Source organism: Nostoc sp. FACHB-280 (assembly GCF_014697615.1).
GTDB lineage: Bacteria > Cyanobacteriota > Cyanobacteriia > Cyanobacteriales > Nostocaceae > Nostoc_B.
Window position 1 is genome coordinate 1 of record NZ_JACJSD010000003.1, and the last position, 20,842, is coordinate 20,842.

A 20,842-nucleotide genomic window follows, 5' to 3' on the forward strand; every position below is an offset into this window, starting at 1 on the left:
TGTTTATATTGCCAATTGCTTGTATAACTCTTTCCCTACTTGGGCTTTTGCCACCAATTACTGCTAATTCTATTGAATTATACTGATTTTATTCATGCTATTCTAGCATAGCTACTCTGGGAGAGCCAATTTCATTTATAACTAACTAATTCATTTGTCAAGACAATTGCACTATAGCAATCATCTGATATTTTGCACAATCTACGTTTAGATCCCCGACTTCTTGAAGAAGTCGGGGATCTTGTAGTTCACGCATGATTTAAAACAGATGACACAATTGTATTTACAAGTAAGCAGAGAAATAAATTTTTATTCCCCTGCCTCATACACTTAATTTATTAAAAGGAAAAAAGAGACTTTTCCCACTTGTTCAAAATCTCATTAGTCTTGACTTTGAGAACCTTGTCCGCCGTAACAACCTTGTCCGGGTAAACACTTGGCAAATGGTGTTACTGTAATGATATTACCGACAACCAGACGCACTGATGGTTGCGATGAAATTATTGGCGATGACTGTTCAGGTGATGATTCTTCTGCTGGCGATACTCCTTGAGTTGGTTGTTCACCACGACCATAATATTTACATCCCCCAGCTAAAAATTCTTGGTTTTCTGGAGATAAATCCACAAATAAATCGGATACTTTTGTTTGAAACAACATAATCTTGACCTCACTTACGTTACATAGGTATTTGTTAATTACCTATGCTTAATTTATAGACATATTTGTGAAATCAGAAATTATTCTTTAGTTATAAAAAATTAGAATAAAATTCTATCTTTAGAGGTTGAATAAAAATATTTAGATTAATAGTTTAACATTAGATAAATATTTATTGCATCTTTTTGGATAATCAATATAATTAACCAGCGCCTTTAGTTATACATTAGTGAAAAATAAGATCCCCGACTTCTTGAAGAAGTCGGGGATCTGACATTGATACTCAATTACTTTAAGTTAACTCCAGTCGTCCACGATAACCGGTGACAATACGGCTACCATCCTTGAGAATGTGGATTTCGATTTGGTCACTAGCCCAAGTAATTTGCTCGGCTAAAGCGGGGTTAAAAACGTTCACCCGTTGATTACTGGAAGAAACTGGGGAGTTGGGAGAATTAATCGCTAGGGATTCGACAAATGGCCCATCAATTAAAATATCTAATTGTGCTAATAATTCTTGTGAACCTGGAGGTGCGGAGTCGGACTGGAGTTGCTTGAGAGTAAAACCTGTAAAAGACATGACATTTAAGCCCGCAGCTTTGAGTTTACGTGCTAAAGCAGCTAAAGCAGGTGCTTGCCAAAAAGGTTCACCACCTGAGAAGGTGACACCTGTGTTTTGGGGTTTACTGAGAATTTGTTCGGCGAGGGTATCAACAGCAATTAGTTGGTTCATCTCAAAAGGCCAAGACTCAGGATTAAAGCAACCAGGACAAGCGCGGGGACAACCTTGCACCCAAATCACAGCCCGACAACCAGGGCCATTAACTTCTGACTCGTCAACATAACCCATAATGTTGAGATAGCCAGGGGGAATTTCTAGAAGTGTGGGCGATGGGTGAGTAGGTTGAATTTCCATCTGTTTCCTCCTGTGCTGAAATTACCCAATACTCTTGATGCTTTGATTTGGAATTGTGGGGTGCGATCGCAATCAAAATCTATATCACAGCAATTATCGCTACCAGTCACTCGACATACTGCATTTGATTTGACTAAACTGCTATTCTCTATAATTCCATCAACATTGAACCCGAAAAAAATGAGGAACTTGTGAAGATATCTCGCCTAATTCGTGAATCACGTTTTTTGCGGAAATCAAAAATGATTGACAACACCATTCAATTCGGCAATCAAACCAAATTACTATCTCTGCGTTATATTTATTAATAATATTCTAATTTTATGGAAATATTTTCACTTTGATCACCGGAAATTTTTAATAAATTATAAAATTAAAAGACATTATGTATGATCAATCGATGAAAATTCTATTGGTTGATGATCAGCCTACTGATTTAACTTTTTTAACTCAAATTCTTGAAGGTGAAAATTATCAGGTACAAAAAATCACTTCAGGTAAACTGGTAATTGATGCAGTACTCAAAACATTGCCTGATTTAATTTTACTGGACATTCTCATATCAGACATGGATGGTTATGCAGTCTGTCAATATCTCAAAAATCATCCACAAACTCAAAATATTCCGGTTATTTTGCTCAGTTCCCTAGAATCTTTGCAAGACAAAGCGAAATTCTTTGAATTAGGTGCTGTTGACTATATTACCAAGCCACTGTGCGCTCCCGAAATTTTAATCCGCGTCCAGAGCTGCATTCATCGTCAACAACAGCATCAGCAACTAGAGTTGGCCTCAACAGAAAGTACATCTCAGGCACAAGCTTTACAACTACTTAATATTAAACTGCGTAACCACTATTTAGTATTAACAGAATTAGCCAAAAATCAAATATTATATCAAGGTGATATCAAGAAAGCATTTGGAGCCATTACAGAAGCAGCTACCAAAAACTTGGAAACGGAACGAGCTAGTGTCTGGTTATATAATCAAACTTCAACTGCAATCTCTTGTGTAGATTTATTTAAGCAAAGTCATCAGCAACATAGTGAAGGACGTACTTTAGCTGTAGTAGATTATCCAATTTATTTTCAAGCTTTGCAGCAAGAAGAAGTAATTGCGGTGGAGAATGTTCAAACTGATCCACGAACGCAAGAATTTGCTCAACCTTATGCTGCCCTCGACATTACTTCGATTTTAGATATACCAATTCGATCAGTCGGCAAAACAGTGGGAGTTTTGTGTTTAGAAGCGGTGGGAGGATTGCGGACTTGGACATTAGAAGACCAAAACTTTGCCCGTTCCCTGGCAAACATAGCATCTTTAATACTGGAAGCACGGGAACGTCAACTTGCCGAAACCGCACGTCAAGCTTCTGAAGCCAAGTTAGCATCCGCCTTTAAAGCCTCCCCTGACCCAATTATCTTGTGTAAACTGCCAGAAACTCGCTACATCGAAGTTAATGATAGCTTTTGTCGGCTATTTGGTTATTCTCGTAATCAAGTCATTGGTCACACTGATCAAGAATTGCAGATTTGGGCTAATTCGCAAGAAAGTGTGTTTCTGACGCAAATTTTGCAACAAACCAAATCTTTACGCAATTATGAAGTTGATTTCCGTACCGCCAATAGAGAAATCAAAACCATGTTGTTCAGTGCGGAAATGATTGAAATTGATGGGCAGAAATATGTGTTAGCCACAGCTAAAGATATTACAGATCGTAAGCAGGCAGAAAATGAAAGTCGGCTACTACTTTTAACATCTCAAGCTATTACCCGCGCGTTGGATGTGAATAGTGCTTTAAAAGTGGTGTTGCGTTTAATTTGTCATTCCATCAATTGGGATTTTGGTGAAGCATGGCTACCGAGTAAAGATGGGAGATTTTTAGAACACAGTTTGGTGTGGTATGGAGAAGAAAGCAGTTTAGGACAATTTTCGCTCAATAGCCAAACAGTCAAGTTTGTCTTGGGTGAGGGACTCCCTGGGCGGATTTGGGAAGCGAGACAACCAGAATGGATTGAAGATGTTTCTGCGGCTACGCAACCAGTATTTTTGCGATCGCCACAAGCTGCCAAGGTAGGATTAAAAGCAGCCTTTGGTATGCCAATTTTAGCTGAGGGTGAAGTATTAGCAGTTTTAGTATTCTTTAAACGCACTGCCGCATCCATTGATAAGCGTTTATTGATGTTAGTTGGCGCTGTTGCTACCCAGTTAGGCAGTTTAATTCAACGCAAAATGATCGAAGCTGCACACAGACAAAGTGAAGAACGTTTACAACTTGCCTTAGAAGCCAGTGACTTGGGTTTGTGGGATCAAAATCTGATCACAGATCAAGCTTATTGTAGCTGGCAGTGGGAACACATACTGGGGTACGAAAGCAACTATCTGACAAATACTTCTCAAGCACTTGAGCAATATATCCATCCAGAAGACTTACCAGCAGTCAGTTCTGCTTTAAAAGGCCATCTCCAAGGAATGAGTCCGGTTTATGAAGTTGAGTATCGGATGCGCTGTGCTAATGGTGAATGGAAATGGATTCAGTCTCGCGGGAAAATTGTTGAATGTGATGATTGGGGTCAGCCATTACGGATGATCGGTACTCATAAAGATATTACAGAACGCAAGACTTTAGAGAGAGAATTAGCACTGCGAGAAGCGCGTCTAAATGCTTTTTTCAGCAGTGCGCCTGTGGGGATGAAAATACTCGATCACCAATTGCGATATGTACAGGTAAATCAAGTTTTAGCTGACATTCACGGATTATCCCCAGAAGAACATATTGGCAAAACAATATACGAAGTTATACCCCAAACTGCACCATTAGTAGTGCCATTTTATGAACATATACTATCGACTGGCGAAAAGATTCTGAATATAGAAATTTGTACACCCACACCCAAGCAACCAGAAACATTGAGTTATTTTTTAACTTCATATTTTCCGATTCCCGATGAAGACAATCGCATTTCTGGAGTGGGTACAGTGGTAGTAGACATTAGCGATCGCAAACGTGCAGAACTGGCTTTGCAAGAAAGTCGGTTACGCTATCAAACCTTAGCCGATGCTTCACCAGTCGGTATCTACCATACAAACAACTTGGGTCATTGTATCTACCTGAATCAGCGTTGGTGTGACATTACTGGTTTAGAACAAGCAGAAGCAATGGGGACTGGGTGGGCAGCAGCTTTGCATCCAGATGATCGCGATCGCGTTTTCGCTACCTGGAATGAAGCCGCCGCCACCAAATCTTTATATACTTGTGAACATCGTTTTCTGCGTCCTGATGGAAAAAGCGTTTGGGTGATTTGCCAAGCCATCCCCGAACTGGATGAACATGGAGAAATTACCGGACACATAGGGACAATTACAGATATTACCGAGACTAAACTCGCAGAAGCCGCTTTGCGGGAGAGTGTCGAACGGGAAAAAGCAATTGCCCAAGTTATTCAAAGAATGCGCCAAACTTTAGACTTACAGACAATTTTTGCTGCGACAACTGAAGAATTACGCCAAGTATTAAATTGCGATCGCGTGGTTGTCTATCGTTTTAATCCTGATTGGAGTGGTGAATTTGTCTCAGAATCCATGAGCGAAGGTTGGATTTCTTTAATGTTAGAACAAATCAGTGATCCCATCATTGCCAACAATGTTTTAGAAGATGGTCGCTGTCTAGAAAAGATTTTACAAAGCGCCGCTTATCCCATTCAAGATACCTATCTGCAAGCCAATCAAGGCGGTGTATATAACCAAGATATCAATTTTCGCTCTGTACCAGATATTTACAAAGCCGATTTTGATTCTTGTTATTTAGATTTATTAGAACGTTTTCAAGCCAAAGCTTATATTATTGTCCCAATTTTCTGCGGTAGCAAACTGTGGGGCTTACTAGCCAGTTATCAAAACTCTAGTCCACGAGAATGGAAAACTGGCGAAATTAACATTGTTGTGCAAATTGGCAATCATCTGGGAATTGCTTTACAACAAGCCGAACTGCTGGCACAAACCCAAAGACAATCACAAGCACTACAAGCCGCAGTGATTACTGCTGATGCTGCCAACAAAGCCAAAAGCGAATTTCTCGCTAACATGAGTCACGAATTACGCACACCACTAAATGCGATTCTTGGCTTTACCCAAGTTATGAGCTATGACAATCAACTGTCAACAGAACACCAACAACACCTAGCAATTATTAATCGTGCTGGTGAGCATTTGCTGAACTTAATCAACGACATCTTAGAAATGTCTAAAATCGAAGCTGGCAGAACAACATTAAACATCAGTCATTTTAATTTAATTGCCTTATTAAACAATCTAGAAGAAATGTTGCGTTTACGCGCTGAATCAAAAGGGTTACAACTGCACTTTGAATATCCACCACAGCTACCTCAATATGTGGAAACAGACGACAACAAACTACGGCAAGTTTTACTCAACCTCTTAGGCAATGCCATTAAATTTACTGCTCAAGGTAGCGTGACATTGCGTGTCAAGTTAGCCCAAAAAACACAGGAAAAAATAGATAATATTTCCCGACATTTTTTGATATTTGAGGTACAAGATACAGGTGTTGGTATTTCTCCCCAAGAAATTGGTTTGTTATTTCAAGCCTTTGGACAAACTGAAATTGGACGCAAATCTCAACAAGGAACTGGACTTGGTTTAGCCATTAGTCGTAAATATGTACAGTTGATGGGAGGAGATATCACTGTTACCAGCCAACAAGGTGTTGGCACTACTTTTATCTTTCAAATTGAAATTGGTCTTGCTTCGACTAGTCAAGTTATAGTTAAACAAAATCAACATCAAATTTTGTGTTTAGCACCAGGACAAACTGAGTACAGAATTTTGATTGTAGATGATGTTTTAGAAAACCGTTTAGTACTGGTTAAATTGCTACAAATGAGAGGTTTTGTAGTGCGCGAAGCTACAAATGGTCAGGAAGCAATTACCTTATGGCAAGAATGGCAACCACATCTGATTTTTATGGATATGCGTATGCCTGTAATGGATGGCTATGTAGCGACCAATGTGATTAAAAATACAAATAAAACAGCAGTTTTGTCTTCTGTTAATTCGACTGTTATTGCTTTAACTGCCCATGCTTTTGAAGAACAAAGAGAAGCCATAAGAGCAGCAGGCTGTGATGATTTAATTAATAAGCCATTTCGTGAAGAAGAAATTTTGGAAAAAATTCAAAAATATTTAAGTGTTCAATATATTTATCAGGAAGAAAGTCAACTATTTGCTCATGAAATCCAATCAAATACGAATTACAATACCATGCACAATGAGGTGTTGGATTGGTTAACCCAAATGCCAGATGAATGGCTGACAAAACTACATAACGCTGCTGCTCAGTGTAGTGATGATTTAATTTTCAAGTTAATTTCAGAAATCCCGATTAAGAATTCTATATATCAAAAGTATTTGGCAAATTTAGCTCACAACTTTCAGTTTGAAAAAATTATGGATTTGGCTAGTAAAAAATTAAATTAAATCATATAGTAAAACTACCAAAGCTTCATTAATTGTTTACTCTGCAAAAACAAATCAAATCTATGAATATCTTTTTCACTTTCAAAGGCAGTAACTGGTAAATAATAGAATTGGATTTTAGTCAGGTAGAGAAAATAATAGTCTGCATTTTTTATGACTTGAATAAAGTTTGAGTAATTAATTTTAACAATACTGCCATCTTCATAAAAGACTGCAAAGAAGTTTTCATCAATTTCACAGTAGCGATTTTGAAACTCTAATGTAGAACTGCGCTTCTGTACTTTAAAGAGCAAAGGTAAGGAGGCCAAATATGCTACTGAACCTGCAAGATATATTAACCACCAATCAAAGCGATTCTGCAATATAGAAATAACAATATAGATTACTAATAAAGGTACTAAGAGAATAAAAAAAAATCTCATCCGCTTGTAATAGATAGCAGTTAAGATTCCGCCTAATTCTTTTGGTGTAATTTGAAAAGTTTTGGTTTTGATGTACATACTATTTAAACCACTGGTAAGAAAATTTGAGAATTGCGATCGCCACCACAATGTACTGTCAATGTGATAACCTGAGCATTGCCGAAATCATGGCTGTTCAGCACTGCGCCATTACCAGAGTTCATGGCGTAGGAGGGAAAACAAGCGGCGCTCAAACTCAAACGCAAAGCATTACCTTTGGCAATGCGTACACAAGTCGTTTGCAGTTGAATTTTAATCGGAACGGCAGTGTTTGGTGGGCAATGTATATAACCTTGGGTCAAATTATATACTTTGCCATCAGGCTGCACTTGGGATAATACAGCGCATAGATCATAACTAGGCTGGTCAGCAAAGCAATCAATTTCTACCACTACGTCCCCCAGGATATGCAGGTCTTCGGTGAGTTGTTGGCTAGTATAAGTTAACACATCAGAACGACAATCAAGATGCGATCGCTCAAATACACCTGCTGGTAATCCTGCATGACCACCTAAAGACGGTACAGGTCGCCAAGGGTCGTGGACTAAAACATCCTGAGTGCTGAGTTCTGAGTGCTGTACACTGAGCGTAGTCGAAGTGTGAGTGCTGAGTATTCCTGAGTCTTCGCGGATGCTGGCGAGTCCGGTAGTTGACAGAAAATAAGATTTTTGGTTATCTGTATTTAAACTGGGGAAAGTGCGCCAAATATTACTTCCCATTTCAAACAGACAAATAGAAGACTCCCGCAACAAGCCTGTATCTATATCTTTCAAAAATTGATCAAACCAGCGAATTTGCATTCTATCTACAGGGCTGGCGGCTTTCGCACCAAAGTCAACTTCGCCGACTTTTCTTCCCCAAGGCAAATGCGCCCAAGGGCCGACTAATAAGTGTTGGGGTTGGGTACTGCGGGCTGCTATATCTTGGTAAAAACCCAGAGTACCACGCAGATAAGTATCAAACCATCCACCGATATGAAATATTGGCAAGTCCACAGCTTGTAAGTGGCGCTTGGGTGAAAGTTCTTCCCAATAATTATCTGCTTGGGGATGGGCTACCCATTCATGATAAAAGGACTCTGGGGCAAGTTGTTGGAGAATTTCAGGATTATTTATGGGTAAATTGCGTGCCGCAGTCAATAAAGCTTGATAAGCTGTTTGATCATGGCGGAGACGCGCGGTTTCTGTGGCTAATTGAATTGCCCAAGCAAGATTAGTTTGTAAACAGAATGCGCCACCTTCATAAGCCCAATCTGTATATAAATCATAACCAATCATGGCGGGACAAATTGTTTTTAACGCACTGGGTTTAGCAGATGCGGCGTAGAGTTGAGTCATTCCTTGATAGGAAAAACCATACATCCCGACTTTGCCATTACTTCCAGGTAAATGTGCTGCCCAATAAATGCTATCTTCACCATCAGCAATTTCATGGGCAAATAACTTAAATTCCCCAGCAGAAGTCCCACGTCCGCGAACATCTTGAATCACGACAATATAACCTTGGGACGCATACCAACTAGGATGAGCATAGACTACAGTTGATGCGATCGCTCTACCATAAGGTTGTCGCATTAATAATACCGGAAAATTCTCTGCTGCATCAGGGCGATAAATATCTGCATCCAGCCTGACACCATCGCGGGTGTACATAGATGCAGTTTGTTTCGGAAGAACTTTATACATACGATAACTACAGATGAGCAAGATGAAATCAGGTAGATTATGAGATGTATCTATTGGGGGAATTATCTCTGCATCTATGATATGGCTTACTGCTCAAATTTCAGCAATTAGATGTATGTACGATATTTGGCTGAATGTTTTAATGGAATTAATGTGCTAGAACTACATTCGAGCAGAGAATTTGTATCAGTTAATTAATTTTTAGTTAAATAGAAATTATCTTATGGAAAATACAGACAGTACATTATTTGATAAAATTTTTCGAGACAGTAATTGCAATATTGTCATTGCCCAAGCGCCAAACCCACCACTAATTCTCTGGGTAGTAGCAGGTTTGTTAAGCTTAATTATTCCCAGTGGCACACTCAATACAGTGTTTCAAATACTTGCCAATGGTGCTTTATTTACTTGGGCATGGCTGGAATTATTTCAAGGCGTTAATTATTTTCGCAGAGCATTAGGTCTAGTGGTTCTAATTGGTTTAATTGCATTCCAAATTCAGAATTTGTAGGGTAGACCATGTCTTGCTGGGATCGTTTGTTCATATCTCAAATAGGACTGCTATAGATATTCAGATACCCAACTTCTCAAAGAATTCGGGTATCTTTTTGTTCATACAGCAATCCTAAATTATTTATCAACATCTCTCTCCCTTGTCTACCCTGTCTTCCTTGTCTCCTTTGTCTTTGTTATTCACATATCAACTAGGAATGCTATATATATCGCGATATTAAATAACTACATCAACAATTAAACAGTCTGTTCTGTTGTTTCGGTTTCTGTAACTACCTTCTGTCCAATTTTGGGTTCAGTCCCAGCTAAAAGGCGCTCTATATTACTGCGGTGACGGATAATTACATAAAAACCGCCAAGAATACTAAATAAAATATAAGGCAATGGTTGATGGAAAATTACCATAAAAATAGAGACAGCGATCGCACCAGAAATTGAACTTAACGACACAATTCTGGAAATAGCGACAACAACAGCAAATACGCCTAAAGTTGCTAAACCCACTTGCCAACTCATCGCCAATAATATTCCTAAGCTGGTAGCCACAGATTTACCACCAGTAAAACCGAGAAATATTGATTTACTGTGTCCCAAAATTGCCGCTAACCCCGCTAAAGTTACCATCCAGGGTTGCCATAATTTTACATCTACAGTTGTGGGAATTAACTCGGAACTACCAACAAAATTAAATAAAGCATAAACTAAAGCGATCGCTAATACTCCTTTTAAGCAATCAACTCCTAAAACAAATGCGCCTGGCCCTTTACCCAAAGCTCTTAATACATTAGTCGCCCCCGTTGAACCAGAACCCACTTCTCGAATATCAATACCTTTTAGCTGCTTCACGGCAATATAACCAGTGGGAAAGGAACCGAGCAAGTAAGCCACTACAAAAATTGCTCCACACAAACTTAACCAAATAGCCATAAACCATCCATACAAGAGTCCGTAGTCAATAGTTTAACGGGGAACAGGGAACAGAGAATAGAGACCTGTCTGTGTCGAGGTGTTATACCGTTAGACGAGCAGAGAGAGCAGACCCAGTGATTTGTATCAAGCATTCGGAACTATTCGCAGCATTAGCATCTTGTCAACTACAAAGTAAAAACATCTGACGAAATCCTGACTTTTCTTAACAAATCTTAATTAATCTTTACAATATATTTGATCATCTATTTAACTGTCTTAAATGTCTTAACTAACTTCCTTAACTGTCTTAAATATCTTAACTGTCTACTGAAATTGTTGACTTTCATCTTTTAAATATCTACTTAACTGGTTTAATCGCGGTTGCATTTTCTTGATAAAACTGAGACCATCTATCTGATGAAATAATTGTAAAAGACAATAAGCAAAAAATATAAACCTTATGATTTTAATTAGAATTACATTACATTCATTAATATTCAAATTTAAAGGATATTAAAATAATGCAATTAGGTAATCAACGATATATTTATTTCTTTAAAAATTAGATTTCAGCTTTGACAATTTCCGAATGTATGAAGCCTCATCAATTAATGAATCCGGAAAAATGAAGTTTTTTAGTAATCCTTCTTATCGCATTGTCTGTATTCCAGGAGAAGGAATCGGCCCAGAAGTTGTAGAAGCTGCTTTAAAAGTTCTGCAACAAGTCGCTAAACTGGAAGGATTTACCTTGCAAGTAGATTATGGTTGGCTTGGTAACACAGCTTTAGAACAATTTGGTAGTTATTTTCCGCAGGCCACAATTGAACTATGTGATGGCTCTGATGGCATTTTATTTGGTGCAGTGACTCAAGGTGGACTGCTAGAACTACGAAAACACTACGACTTTTTTTGTAATTTGCGTCCAATTCGGATTGTTGATAGTTTGCTGCATAAATCTAGTCTCAGACCAGAAAAAGTTAAAGGGCTAGATATACTCGTCATTCGAGAATTGGTTAGTGGTATTTATTTTGGCCCTAGCGGCAGGTTTGAAGATGAGCAGGGAGCTTATGGCTACCACACCATGCTTTACTACGACGAAGAAATCCGGCGCATCGCTCGCCAAGCTTTGCGAAAGGCTCAACAGCGTCGAGGACGGCTCACTGTAGCGCACAAAGAAAATGCCTTACCTCATTTGCCTTGGACTCGTATAGTGCAAGCAGAAGCTATTAATTTTCCTGGTGTGATAGTCGAACCAATGTTGGTGGATAACTTAGCCATGCAAATGGTGTTAAATCCCCAACGATTTGATGTGATTTTGGCTAGTAATTTGTTTGGGGATATTCTCAGCGATATTGGCGGTGCTTTAGTAGGTTCTCTGGGCTTATTGGGATCAGCCAGTCTGAACGCGGATGGATTTGGACTATATGAACCGATTCACGGTACAGCCCCAGATATTGCAGGGTTAGGAATTGCCAATCCATTGGGAACCCTTGGAGCTTGTGTTTTAATGCTTCAGCAGTGGGGAGAAGCTGGTGCTGCCCAACGCATTCTGGTAGCCCAAGATAAAGTTTTAGCCAAAGGATATCGGACAGCCGATTTATCTCCGCAAGGGTCAGAAATATTAGTCAATACAGAAGAAATAATTGACCTGTTGTTAGCAGAAATTTGTAGTGAAAAATATTCAGAATCTGGGGTGCTTTATGAGTCATACAAATAAGGTTTTATATCTAGGAGATGACATCAATACCGATGATATTATTCCTGCCAATCGAGCTACTACATACGATCCAGAAAAGCTGAAAAACTATGCTTTAGAACATTTGATTGGCATCGGGGAACTACAGAAATATAACGTGATTGTCGCTGGGAAAAATTTTGGTTGTGGTTCTAGTCGAGAAATTGCGCCTGTTGCCCTAAAAGCGGCAGGGATTGAAAAGATTCAAGCGCAATCTTTTGCAGAAATTTTTTATCGTAATAGCATCAATATTGGACTGACCCTAGAAATTTTGGGAGAAAAACCAGAGAATCCTGTTGTAGATGCGATCGCTCAAGCAGGTGGATTGATAGCTTTTAATCAAATGCGTCGTCAGGGGAAAATCACTATTCCGCAAAGTCTGACCCCAAAACGACCCATGACTTTAGTTGAAAAACTTTTAGCTAAAGCCTCTGGTAACAACTATGTTCGTCCTGGGGAAGTAGTTTTTGCTCAGGTCGATTTAGCTTTATCTCATGATGCTGTGGCTGGGCCTGTCGCCGCGACATTTTATAAACACTATGGAGAAGCTACCAAGCTGTGGGACGCGCAAAAGGTAGTTCTGGTAGCAGACCATTTTATCCAAGTCAATGACATTCGTAGCGATCGCAAAGCCAATGTCATGTATGAAGAGATGATTCAGTTTGCCCAAGAGCAAGGCTGTCATTTATTTGACATGGTTTCCCCTGGCGAAGCTGCGGGTATCTGTCATGTTTTACTCCCAGAAAAAGGACTTGTCCGACCAGGAATGATCATTGCGGGAACAGACTCCCACACCTGTACCTACGGCGCGTTAGGAGCTTTTTCCACCGGGGTTGGTACTACAGATATGGCCAATATCTATGCAATGGGGGATATGTGGATTCGAGTTCCCTCAACATTAGTATTCGACTTGTCTGGAACTTTACCTCCTTATATCAGCGCCAAAGATATTATTTTGTTTATTCTGGGGCAAATCGGTTGTGCTGGGGCGACTGGTAAAGTGATGGAGTTTCGCGGCTCAATCCTTGCACAACTGCCCTTTGATGAACGATTGACTCTAGCGAATATGGCCGTTGAGTGTGGTGCTATCTGTGGGTTGATTGTGCCAGATGAGACAACCAAAAATTATGTGAAAAGTCGCTCTAACCAGGAATTTACAGAAATTATTGCCGATACTGATGCGGAGTACGAAAAAATTTATCAATTTGACCTCAGCCATCTAGAACCGCAAGTTGCCCGTCCCCCAAAACCAGATCAAGTAGTTCCCATTAGTGAGTTAGAAGAAGTTCCTATCACCAAAGCTTTTATTGGCTCTTGCACAGGTGGCAAACTCTACGATTTAGCACAGGCGGCTGAAGTTTTGCAGGGTCGCCAACTCGCAGATGGCGTGAATTTATTTATTGTCCCGGCCAGCGTAGAAATCAGAGAACAAGCCCAAGAGTTAGGTTATCTCGATATTTTTGCCCAAGCAGGCGCACAAATTCTCAAATCTGGTTGTGGTGCTTGTATCAATTCTGGAATTGGGGTTTTAGATAAAGAAGAAACGGGGATTTATGCAACCAATCGTAATTTTAAAGGACGCAGTGGTGATCCTACTGGTAAAAACTATTTAGCCTCCCCCAGAACGGTGGCAATATCAGCAATCAAAGGCAAAATTAGCTACTCTCTTGATGAAAAATAAATTTACTAATTTATCAATTTATATCCAAAATTTATGAAAGAAATGGTGATCAACTCTACGCGTGATATTCAAAATTTGTCTGCTTTAACTGAGCAGGAAAGACACAAAATCTTGGTGGAATGGAATAATACATCTGTAGATTATCATCAACATTTGTGCATACAAGAATTATTTGCGGCACAAGTAGCGAAAACACCAGATAATATTGCGATCGCCTTTGAAGGTCAACAACTTACTTATCAAGAGTTGAATCACCGAGCTAACCAAGTAGCTCATTATTTACAATCTTTGGGTGTAAAACCAGACGTATTAGTCGGGATTTGTCTTGAGCGTTCCCTGGAAATGATCATCGGACTCTTAGGAATCCTCAAGGCTGGTGGTGCATATCTACCGTTAGATTCGACATATCCCCAAAACCGTCTGTCTTTCATGTTGTCAGACTCACAAGCGTCATTACTGTTAACTCAGCAAAAGTTTGTGGAAAAGTTTGCGGCAAGTGATATTAAGACTGTCTGTTTGGATGCGGACAGAGACTTAATTGATTCTCAAAGCCCAGATAATCCTCATAGTGATGTCACCTCAGAAAATCTGGCTTATGTAATTTATACATCTGGTTCCACAGGCACACCCAAAGGCGTTGCTGTCCCCCATCGGGCTGTAAATCGGCTAGTCTGCAACACCAATTATGTGCAGTTTACATCTGCTGAACGTACAGCCCAAGCCTCGAATACTTCCTTCGATGCCGCCACCTTTGAGATTTGGGGTTCATTGCTGCATGGGGCGACCTTAGTGGGTGTTCCGCAGAATGTTCTGCTCTCACCCCTGGATTTTGCCGCCTACATCCGTGAGCATAAAATTAATGTATTATTTTTAACTACTGCTTTATTTAATCAATTAGCTAATATTGCACCCCAAACATTCCAAGACTTGCGCTACTTGCTATTTGGTGGCGAGGCTGTAGACCCCAAGTCTGTGAAAGCAGTTCTAGACAATGGCGCACCACAGCATTTGCTGCACGTTTATGGCCCAACTGAAAGTACAACTTTCTCTTGTTGGTATCAAGTTGAGGATGTTCCAGAAGGGGCTACAACTTTACCCATTGGTCGCCCGATATCGAATACACAAATCTATATACTAGACTCCCAACTACAACCTGTTCCTGTTGGTACTCCTGGGGAAATTTACATTGGTGGCGATGGTTTAGCAAGAGGCTACCTCAACCGTCCAGAGTTGACTGAAGAAAGATTTATTCTGCATCAGTTGGCAGAGGTAGGAGAAACTAGATTATATAAAACCGGAGATTTAGGACGTTATTTACCAGACGGAAATATCGAGTTTGTCGGGCGAGTCGATAACCAAGTGAAGATTCGCGGCTTCCGCATTGAATTAGGAGAAGTCGAAGCAGCTTTACATCAACACCCAGACATACAGCAAGCGGTGGTAATTGTCCGCGAAGATGTTCCTGGTGATAAACGGTTGGTTGGCTATATCGTTCCTCAGCCAGAATCAGGAGTCAACGCCACAACTGTAAAACGCTTTCTAGAAGAAAAGTTGCCTACCTATATGGTGCCAGCAGCTTTGATGATGCTTGACTCCTTACCTTTGACCCCCAATGGTAAGCTAGACCGCCGCAGTCTCCCAGCCCCAGCACGGACACGCCCCGATTTAGAAGAAGCTTTTATTGCACCTCGTAACCCAGTTGAAGAGAAGTTAGCTACTATCTGGGCAGAATTATTGGGACTGGATGTAGTAGGAATCAATGATAATTTCTTCTGTTTGGGTGGTCATTCTCTGATTGTGACTCAGATGCTTTCTCGTGTGCGGGAAGTTTTCGCGGTTCACATATCCTTTACTCAGATATTTGCCAATCCCACCATAGCTGCTGTAGCTCAACTCATAGTCCAAGGTGGGGAAGAATCACAATGGCAACGTCCTGTCATCCAACGCATTTCTCATGAAGGACTTGTACCAGTTTCTTTTTCGCAAGAGCGTATCTACTTCGTCCATAAATTAGCACCAGAAAATAGTGCTTATCAATTCCAAGCCACGATGGAAATTAAAGGTGTCTTGAATATTGCAGCACTACAACGCTCTTTAGATGAGATTGTCAAGCGTCATGAAATCTTCCGCACAACTTATCAGGAAGTAAATGGTCGCCTATATCAAGTAATTCACCCCCATCCAGGAGCCGCTTTTAGAGTCGTTGACTTGCGAGGAATTCCCGAAGCTGAAAGGGAAATAGAAGCGCAAAAGTTAGTTGAGGAAGAAGTTCTCACACACCTAGACCTGACACAACTACCCATAGTTCAATGGGCTGTATTTCAGTTGAGCGACCAGGAATATATATTGACCCATGTTGAGCATCACATGGCGCATGATGGCTGGTCTTTTAATGTCTTTTTGGGTGAGTTGGTAGCACTGTATGAAGCTTTCTCGGCGGGTAAACCTTCCCCACTACCTGAATTAAGTTATCAGTTTGCAGATTTTGCTACTTGGCAGCGTGAATGGGCGAAAACTCCAGAAGCGCAAGCCCAGTTGGCTTATTGGCAACAAAAATTAGCAGGAATTCCGCCGTTGTTGGAATTACCTTACGATCGCCCACGCCCGAAAGAACAAACTTATAATGGCGATCACGTCAGGATGGAATTACCTGTCGATTTGTGTGAAGACTTGAGAGTTTTCAGTCATCAAGAAGGTGCAACCTTATTTATGACGATGCTGGAAGCTTTTATCATCCTGTTGCATCGATACATTGGGCAAGATGATATTTTTATCGGGTCTGCGGTGGCGAATCGCCGGATACACCAAATCGAGAAGATTATGGGGATGATTGTCAATAACTTGGTGTTACGCACCGATGTATCAGGTAATCCCACCGTGCGGGAATTACTCGACCGTGTGCGCCAAGTGACAATGGAAGCTTACGCCAACGAAGACGTACCTTTCGATAAAGTTGTAGAAGCGATTAGACCAGTCCGTAACCTGAGCCATAATCCTCTGTTTCAGGTGATGTTCAGTTTCCATAACTCCGCCAAGCCATATCTGAAGTTCCCTGGCTTTGACTTCTTCTTACATGAACCGGCGAGTAACAAATCTGCGAAGTTTGATATTGACTTCCTCGTTATTCCACGGTTTGAACAAAGCGTACAACACGGCGCGAAAACTGGAGCTAAAGGAATTACCTTAGTTTTGGAATATAACAGCGACCTGTTTGATGCTGACACCATGCAAGAGATGTTAGAGCAGTATCAACAGGTACTAATTGAGATGCTTGCCAACCCAGAGCAGCAAATTGGGCAAATACCTCTGGTCACGCCATCTCAGCAGCAATTACTAGAAGAATGGACGCAAAAATACCGAGAATATACACAGAAAGAGTGTATCTATAAGTTATTTGAGCAGCAAGTAGAATTAACACCCGATGCTGTAGCTGTAGAACAAGACGGGCATAAATTAACTTACCGCGAATTGAGCGATCGCGCCAACCAAATCGCCCACTATCTGCAAAGTTTGGGAGTGAAGCCAGAAACCTTAGTAGGTTTGTGCGTTGAGCGTTCCCTGGATATGATTGCAGGTTTACTGGGCATTCTCAAAGCTGGTGGTGCTTACGTTCCCCTTGACCCTGCTTATCCCCAAGAACGCATCACTGAGATTGTGACCGATACCCAGCTTGGTATTTTGCTCACACAAGCGCGATTCCAAGATAAATTAGCAGGTTATACAGGCAAAACAATTTGTTTAGACACAGATTGGCAATTAATAGCCACCCACAGCACAGCTAATCCAGTTAGTGATGTGCAACTAAATCACCTGGCTTACATTATTTATACCTCTGGCTCTACAGGTAAACCCAAGGGCGTAATGATTGAGCATCGCTCATTGCAAAACTTTGTCCTCACTGCCATTGATAAGTATGGAATCAATGCTCAAGATAAGGTGCTGCAATTTGCCTCAGTTTGTTTCGATACATCTATTGAAGAAATTTTCCCCTGTTTGTGTGTTGGTGCAACCTTAGTTTTACGCACCGAAGCCATGCTCAACTCTAGTGATGACTTTTGGCAATGTTGCCAAAAATCACAGTTGACTGTGTTGGATTTACCGACAGCATATTGGCATCAATTAGTCGCAGAATTGCAACCCCAAGACTCGCGCATTCCCGCCAGTTTGAGGACTGTAATTATCGGTGGTGAAGAAGCCCAACTAGAAAAAGTGCAACGTTGGCACAGTAGCATTGCTCATCTTGAGCCATCACCCCAATTATTTAACAGCTACGGCCCAACAGAAGCCACAGTCGTCACCACCCTAGAACGCCTCACCCCAGAATTAACCTCCATCAGCATTGGTAAACTAATTAGCAATGCTCAACTTTATGTTTTAGACCAATATCTGCAACCCTTACCCATAGGAGTCCCAGGAGAACTGCATATTGGAGGAGCAGGACTAGCCAGAGGCTACTGGCAACGTCCTGAACTCACAGCCGAGAAATTCATAGAGTTTTCCTCCCCCACACCGCTAAAACTCTACAAAACCGGCGATTTAGTCAGATTGCGGAAAGATGGCAATCTAGAATACCTGGGACGAGTTGACAACCAAGTGAAAATTCGCGGCTTCCGCATTGAGTTGGGCGAAATTGAAGCAGTATTACGACAACATCCCCAAGTGTCGCAAGCTGTGGTAATTGCCCATGAAGAAGTTCCCGGACAAAAGCGGCTCGTGGCTTATGTTGTACCTCACTACCCCTCTCCCAACCTCTCACGCCAGTTTGCTCAAGTCGGGAAACCCGCCCACGCAACTGGCTCCCCTACAAGGAGAGAGGCTTCAGATATTCCCCCTTCCCTTATAGGGAAGGGGGCTAGGGGGTTAGGTTCCGTGGACGAATTGCGCGATTTCCTCAAACAAAAACTGCCGCATTTCATGATTCCGGCGGCGTTTATGTTGCTGGAAAGCATTCCGATGACTCCTAACCAAAAGGTAGACTATCGCGCTTTACCAACACCTGACTTTTCTCGCAGTGCGGAAGATAAATTTGCTGCACCCCGCACACTAATAGAAGAGAAATTAGTAGCAATTTGGTCGGAAGTCCTCAGAATAGAAAATGTTGGCATTCACGATAACTATTTTGAATTGGGTGGCGACTCAATTCTGAGTATTCAGCTAGTTTCCAAAGCTAATCAGGCGGGTATCCAAATTGCAGCTAAACAGCTATTTAAATATCAAACCATTGCTGAGTTAGCCACTGTAGTGGGTATCACTCGCAAAATCAATGCTGAACAGGGATTAGTCGCCGGTGATGTAGGATTAACACCGATTCAACAATGGTTTTTCGAGCAGAAATTATCCCAACCCAATTACTTTAACCAGTCAGCATTACTGGAAGTACCAACAGATGTACAACCTGAGTTATTACAGCAGGTAATTCAACAACTGTTATTACATCACGATGCTTTACGTCTGCGGTTTGTGCAGCAAGGTGAAACCTGGGAGCAAATTCACACCACCCAGGAAACTGTACCACTGAGCATTTTTGATTTATCCCATCTTGCACCAGCAGAACAAGACGCTGCTATCAAAGCTCAAGACGCTGAACTCCAGGCGAGTCTGGATTTAACCACCGGAAAAATCGCACAATTCGCCTTATTCCAACTAGGAAGCGATCGCCCCAGTAGTTTACTTTGTATCATCCATCACTTAGCCGTTGACGGAGTTTCCTGGCGGATTTTACTGGAAGACTTAGCCACTGCTTACCAACAAATTAGCCGGGGTGAGGCGATTAAACTACCAGCCAAGACAACATCATGGCAATATTGGAGCGATCGCTTAACAGCATACGCCCAAACCGAAGCCGTCAAACAATTGGATTACTGGCTGAGTCAATCTGATATTCCAGTTACACCCTTACCAGTAGACTATCCATCTGATAACGAAAATAACACCGTCGCCGCAACTGCATCTGTGTCGCTGGCGTTGACTGAAGAACAAACCCGCGCCCTATTACAAGATGTACCTTCAGCCTACAACACTCAAATTAACGACGTACTTTTAACAGCCTTAGTACAAAGTTTTGCCCAGTGGACAGGCGAAAATTCTTTAGTCGTCGATTTAGAAGGACATGGAAGGGAAGACTTATTTGAAGATGTAGACTTGTCGCGGACTGTTGGCTGGTTTACCACCTTATTTCCCGTCGGGTTACAACTCAAAGACAGTGAAAATTTAGGAGACGCTTTAAAGTCAGTCAAAGAACAACTGCGACAAATTCCCCACCGAGGAATCGGTTATGGCGTACTGCGATATCTGCACGCAAACCCCACCATCCGCGAAAAATTAGCATTTCGACCACCAGCACAAGTTAGTTTTAACTACCTTGGTCAATTTGATCAAGTGCTGAGAGCATCTGCAAACCTGGGTGCAGCCCAAGAATTCAAATCAGAACAAAGCTCACTCAATACACGCTCTCACCTGTTAGGAATAAGCGGCTTTATTCGTGCAGGAAAACTAGAAATGACCTGGAGTTATAGCGAAAAAATCCACAAACGAGAAACCATTGAAAAATTAGCTGCAAAATTCATAGAAGCCCTAACAAATCTCATAGCCCACTGTCAATCAAAAGACTCCCAAAGCTATACCCCCTCCGACTTTTCCGCCGCCAAACTTAACCAAAAACAACTAGACAAATTCCTCACCAAAATCAGCAAAAAGTAGTCAACAGTCAATAGTCATTAGTCATTAGTTTTTTCTCCCTTGTCTCCCTTGTCCCCCTTGTCTACTTTTCCCCATTCCCAACCCAGAGG

Annotated in this window: 10 protein-coding genes and 1 pseudogene; 6 read left to right on the plus strand and 5 right to left on the minus strand. The window is 41.1% G+C overall.

From position 1 onward, the window contains the following. Window positions 1-381 precede the first annotated feature (381 nt). Both H6G75_RS02970 and H6G75_RS02975 read right to left on the minus strand, forming a co-directional pair. A complete protein-coding gene (locus tag H6G75_RS02970; RefSeq protein ID WP_190978511.1) occupies window positions 382-660 on the minus strand; it encodes a hypothetical protein in 279 nt (92 codons plus the stop codon). Window positions 661-952: 292 nt separating this feature from the next. Beyond that, the gene (locus H6G75_RS02975; RefSeq protein ID WP_190978512.1) at window positions 953-1,576 is read right to left on the minus strand and encodes a 4Fe-4S single cluster domain-containing protein; all 624 of its coding nucleotides are present in this window, start codon (window positions 1,574-1,576) and stop codon (window positions 953-955) included. A gap of 400 nt (window positions 1,577-1,976) precedes the next feature. Between H6G75_RS02975 and H6G75_RS02980 the strand changes: the two genes are divergently transcribed. Then, a complete protein-coding gene (locus H6G75_RS02980) occupies window positions 1,977-7,070 on the plus strand; it encodes a PAS domain S-box protein (protein ID WP_242051438.1) in 5,094 nt (1,697 codons plus the stop codon). A 14-nt stretch (window positions 7,071-7,084) separates the two neighbouring features. On the opposite strand, the gene H6G75_RS02985 is transcribed toward H6G75_RS02980, so the two are convergent. Together H6G75_RS02985 and H6G75_RS02990 are read right to left on the minus strand one after the other, a co-directional pair. After that, on the minus strand, window positions 7,085-7,570 hold the full coding sequence (locus H6G75_RS02985; protein WP_190978514.1) for a YcxB family protein: 486 nt from the start codon (window positions 7,568-7,570) through the stop codon (window positions 7,085-7,087). Between the two features lie 5 nt (window positions 7,571-7,575). Beyond that, window positions 7,576-9,216, minus strand: coding sequence for a CocE/NonD family hydrolase (locus H6G75_RS02990; protein WP_190978515.1), 1,641 nt, complete (start codon window positions 9,214-9,216; stop codon window positions 7,576-7,578). A 223-nt stretch (window positions 9,217-9,439) separates the two neighbouring features. Here H6G75_RS02990 and H6G75_RS02995 point away from each other — a divergent pair, with 223 nt between their 5' ends. Continuing rightward, window positions 9,440-9,727, plus strand: a complete 288-nt coding sequence (locus tag H6G75_RS02995) for a hypothetical protein (protein WP_190978516.1) — start codon at window positions 9,440-9,442, stop codon at window positions 9,725-9,727. A 239-nt stretch (window positions 9,728-9,966) separates the two neighbouring features. Here H6G75_RS02995 and plsY read toward each other — a convergent pair whose 3' ends face one another. After that, window positions 9,967-10,656, minus strand: coding sequence for a glycerol-3-phosphate 1-O-acyltransferase PlsY (gene plsY / locus H6G75_RS03000; RefSeq protein ID WP_190978517.1), 690 nt, complete (start codon window positions 10,654-10,656; stop codon window positions 9,967-9,969). 607 nt (window positions 10,657-11,263) lie between these two features. Here plsY and H6G75_RS03005 point away from each other — a divergent pair. The 4 genes and pseudogenes from H6G75_RS03005 (at window position 11,264) to H6G75_RS03015 (ending at window position 20,753) form a co-directional block, all read left to right on the plus strand. Continuing rightward, window positions 11,264-12,355 carry an isocitrate/isopropylmalate dehydrogenase family protein gene (locus H6G75_RS03005; protein ID WP_242051439.1) on the plus strand — a complete coding sequence of 364 codons (1,092 nt, stop codon included), beginning with the start codon at window positions 11,264-11,266 and terminating at the stop codon, window positions 12,353-12,355. Between the two features lie 133 nt (window positions 12,356-12,488). Further along, window positions 12,489-12,638: pseudogene (gene leuD, locus H6G75_RS33875) on the plus strand (3-isopropylmalate dehydratase small subunit); the annotation flags it as partial. A gap of 132 nt (window positions 12,639-12,770) precedes the next feature. Beyond that, the gene (locus tag H6G75_RS03010) at window positions 12,771-14,054 is read left to right on the plus strand and encodes an aconitase/3-isopropylmalate dehydratase large subunit family protein (RefSeq protein WP_242051445.1); all 1,284 of its coding nucleotides are present in this window, start codon (window positions 12,771-12,773) and stop codon (window positions 14,052-14,054) included. Between the two features lie 33 nt (window positions 14,055-14,087). Then, window positions 14,088-20,753, plus strand: a complete 6,666-nt coding sequence (locus tag H6G75_RS03015) for a non-ribosomal peptide synthetase (protein WP_190978520.1) — start codon at window positions 14,088-14,090, stop codon at window positions 20,751-20,753. Window positions 20,754-20,842 lie beyond the last annotated feature (89 nt).

Coding starts and splice junctions, on each gene's coding strand:
- H6G75_RS02970 (WP_190978511.1), bottom strand. CDS start 660: ATGTTGTTTCAAACAAAAGTATCCGATTTATTTGTGGATTTATCTCCA.
- H6G75_RS02975 (WP_190978512.1), bottom strand. CDS start 1,576: ATGGAAATTCAACCTACTCACCCATCGCCCACACTTCTAGAAATTCCC.
- H6G75_RS02980 (WP_242051438.1), top strand. CDS start 1,977: ATGAAAATTCTATTGGTTGATGATCAGCCTACTGATTTAACTTTTTTA.
- H6G75_RS02985 (WP_190978514.1), bottom strand. CDS start 7,570: ATGTACATCAAAACCAAAACTTTTCAAATTACACCAAAAGAATTAGGC.
- H6G75_RS02990 (WP_190978515.1), bottom strand. CDS start 9,216: ATGTATAAAGTTCTTCCGAAACAAACTGCATCTATGTACACCCGCGAT.
- H6G75_RS02995 (WP_190978516.1), top strand. CDS start 9,440: ATGGAAAATACAGACAGTACATTATTTGATAAAATTTTTCGAGACAGT.
- plsY (WP_190978517.1), bottom strand. CDS start 10,656: ATGGCTATTTGGTTAAGTTTGTGTGGAGCAATTTTTGTAGTGGCTTAC.
- H6G75_RS03005 (WP_242051439.1), top strand. CDS start 11,264: ATGAAGTTTTTTAGTAATCCTTCTTATCGCATTGTCTGTATTCCAGGA.
- H6G75_RS03010 (WP_242051445.1), top strand. CDS start 12,771: ATGACTTTAGTTGAAAAACTTTTAGCTAAAGCCTCTGGTAACAACTAT.
- H6G75_RS03015 (WP_190978520.1), top strand. CDS start 14,088: ATGAAAGAAATGGTGATCAACTCTACGCGTGATATTCAAAATTTGTCT.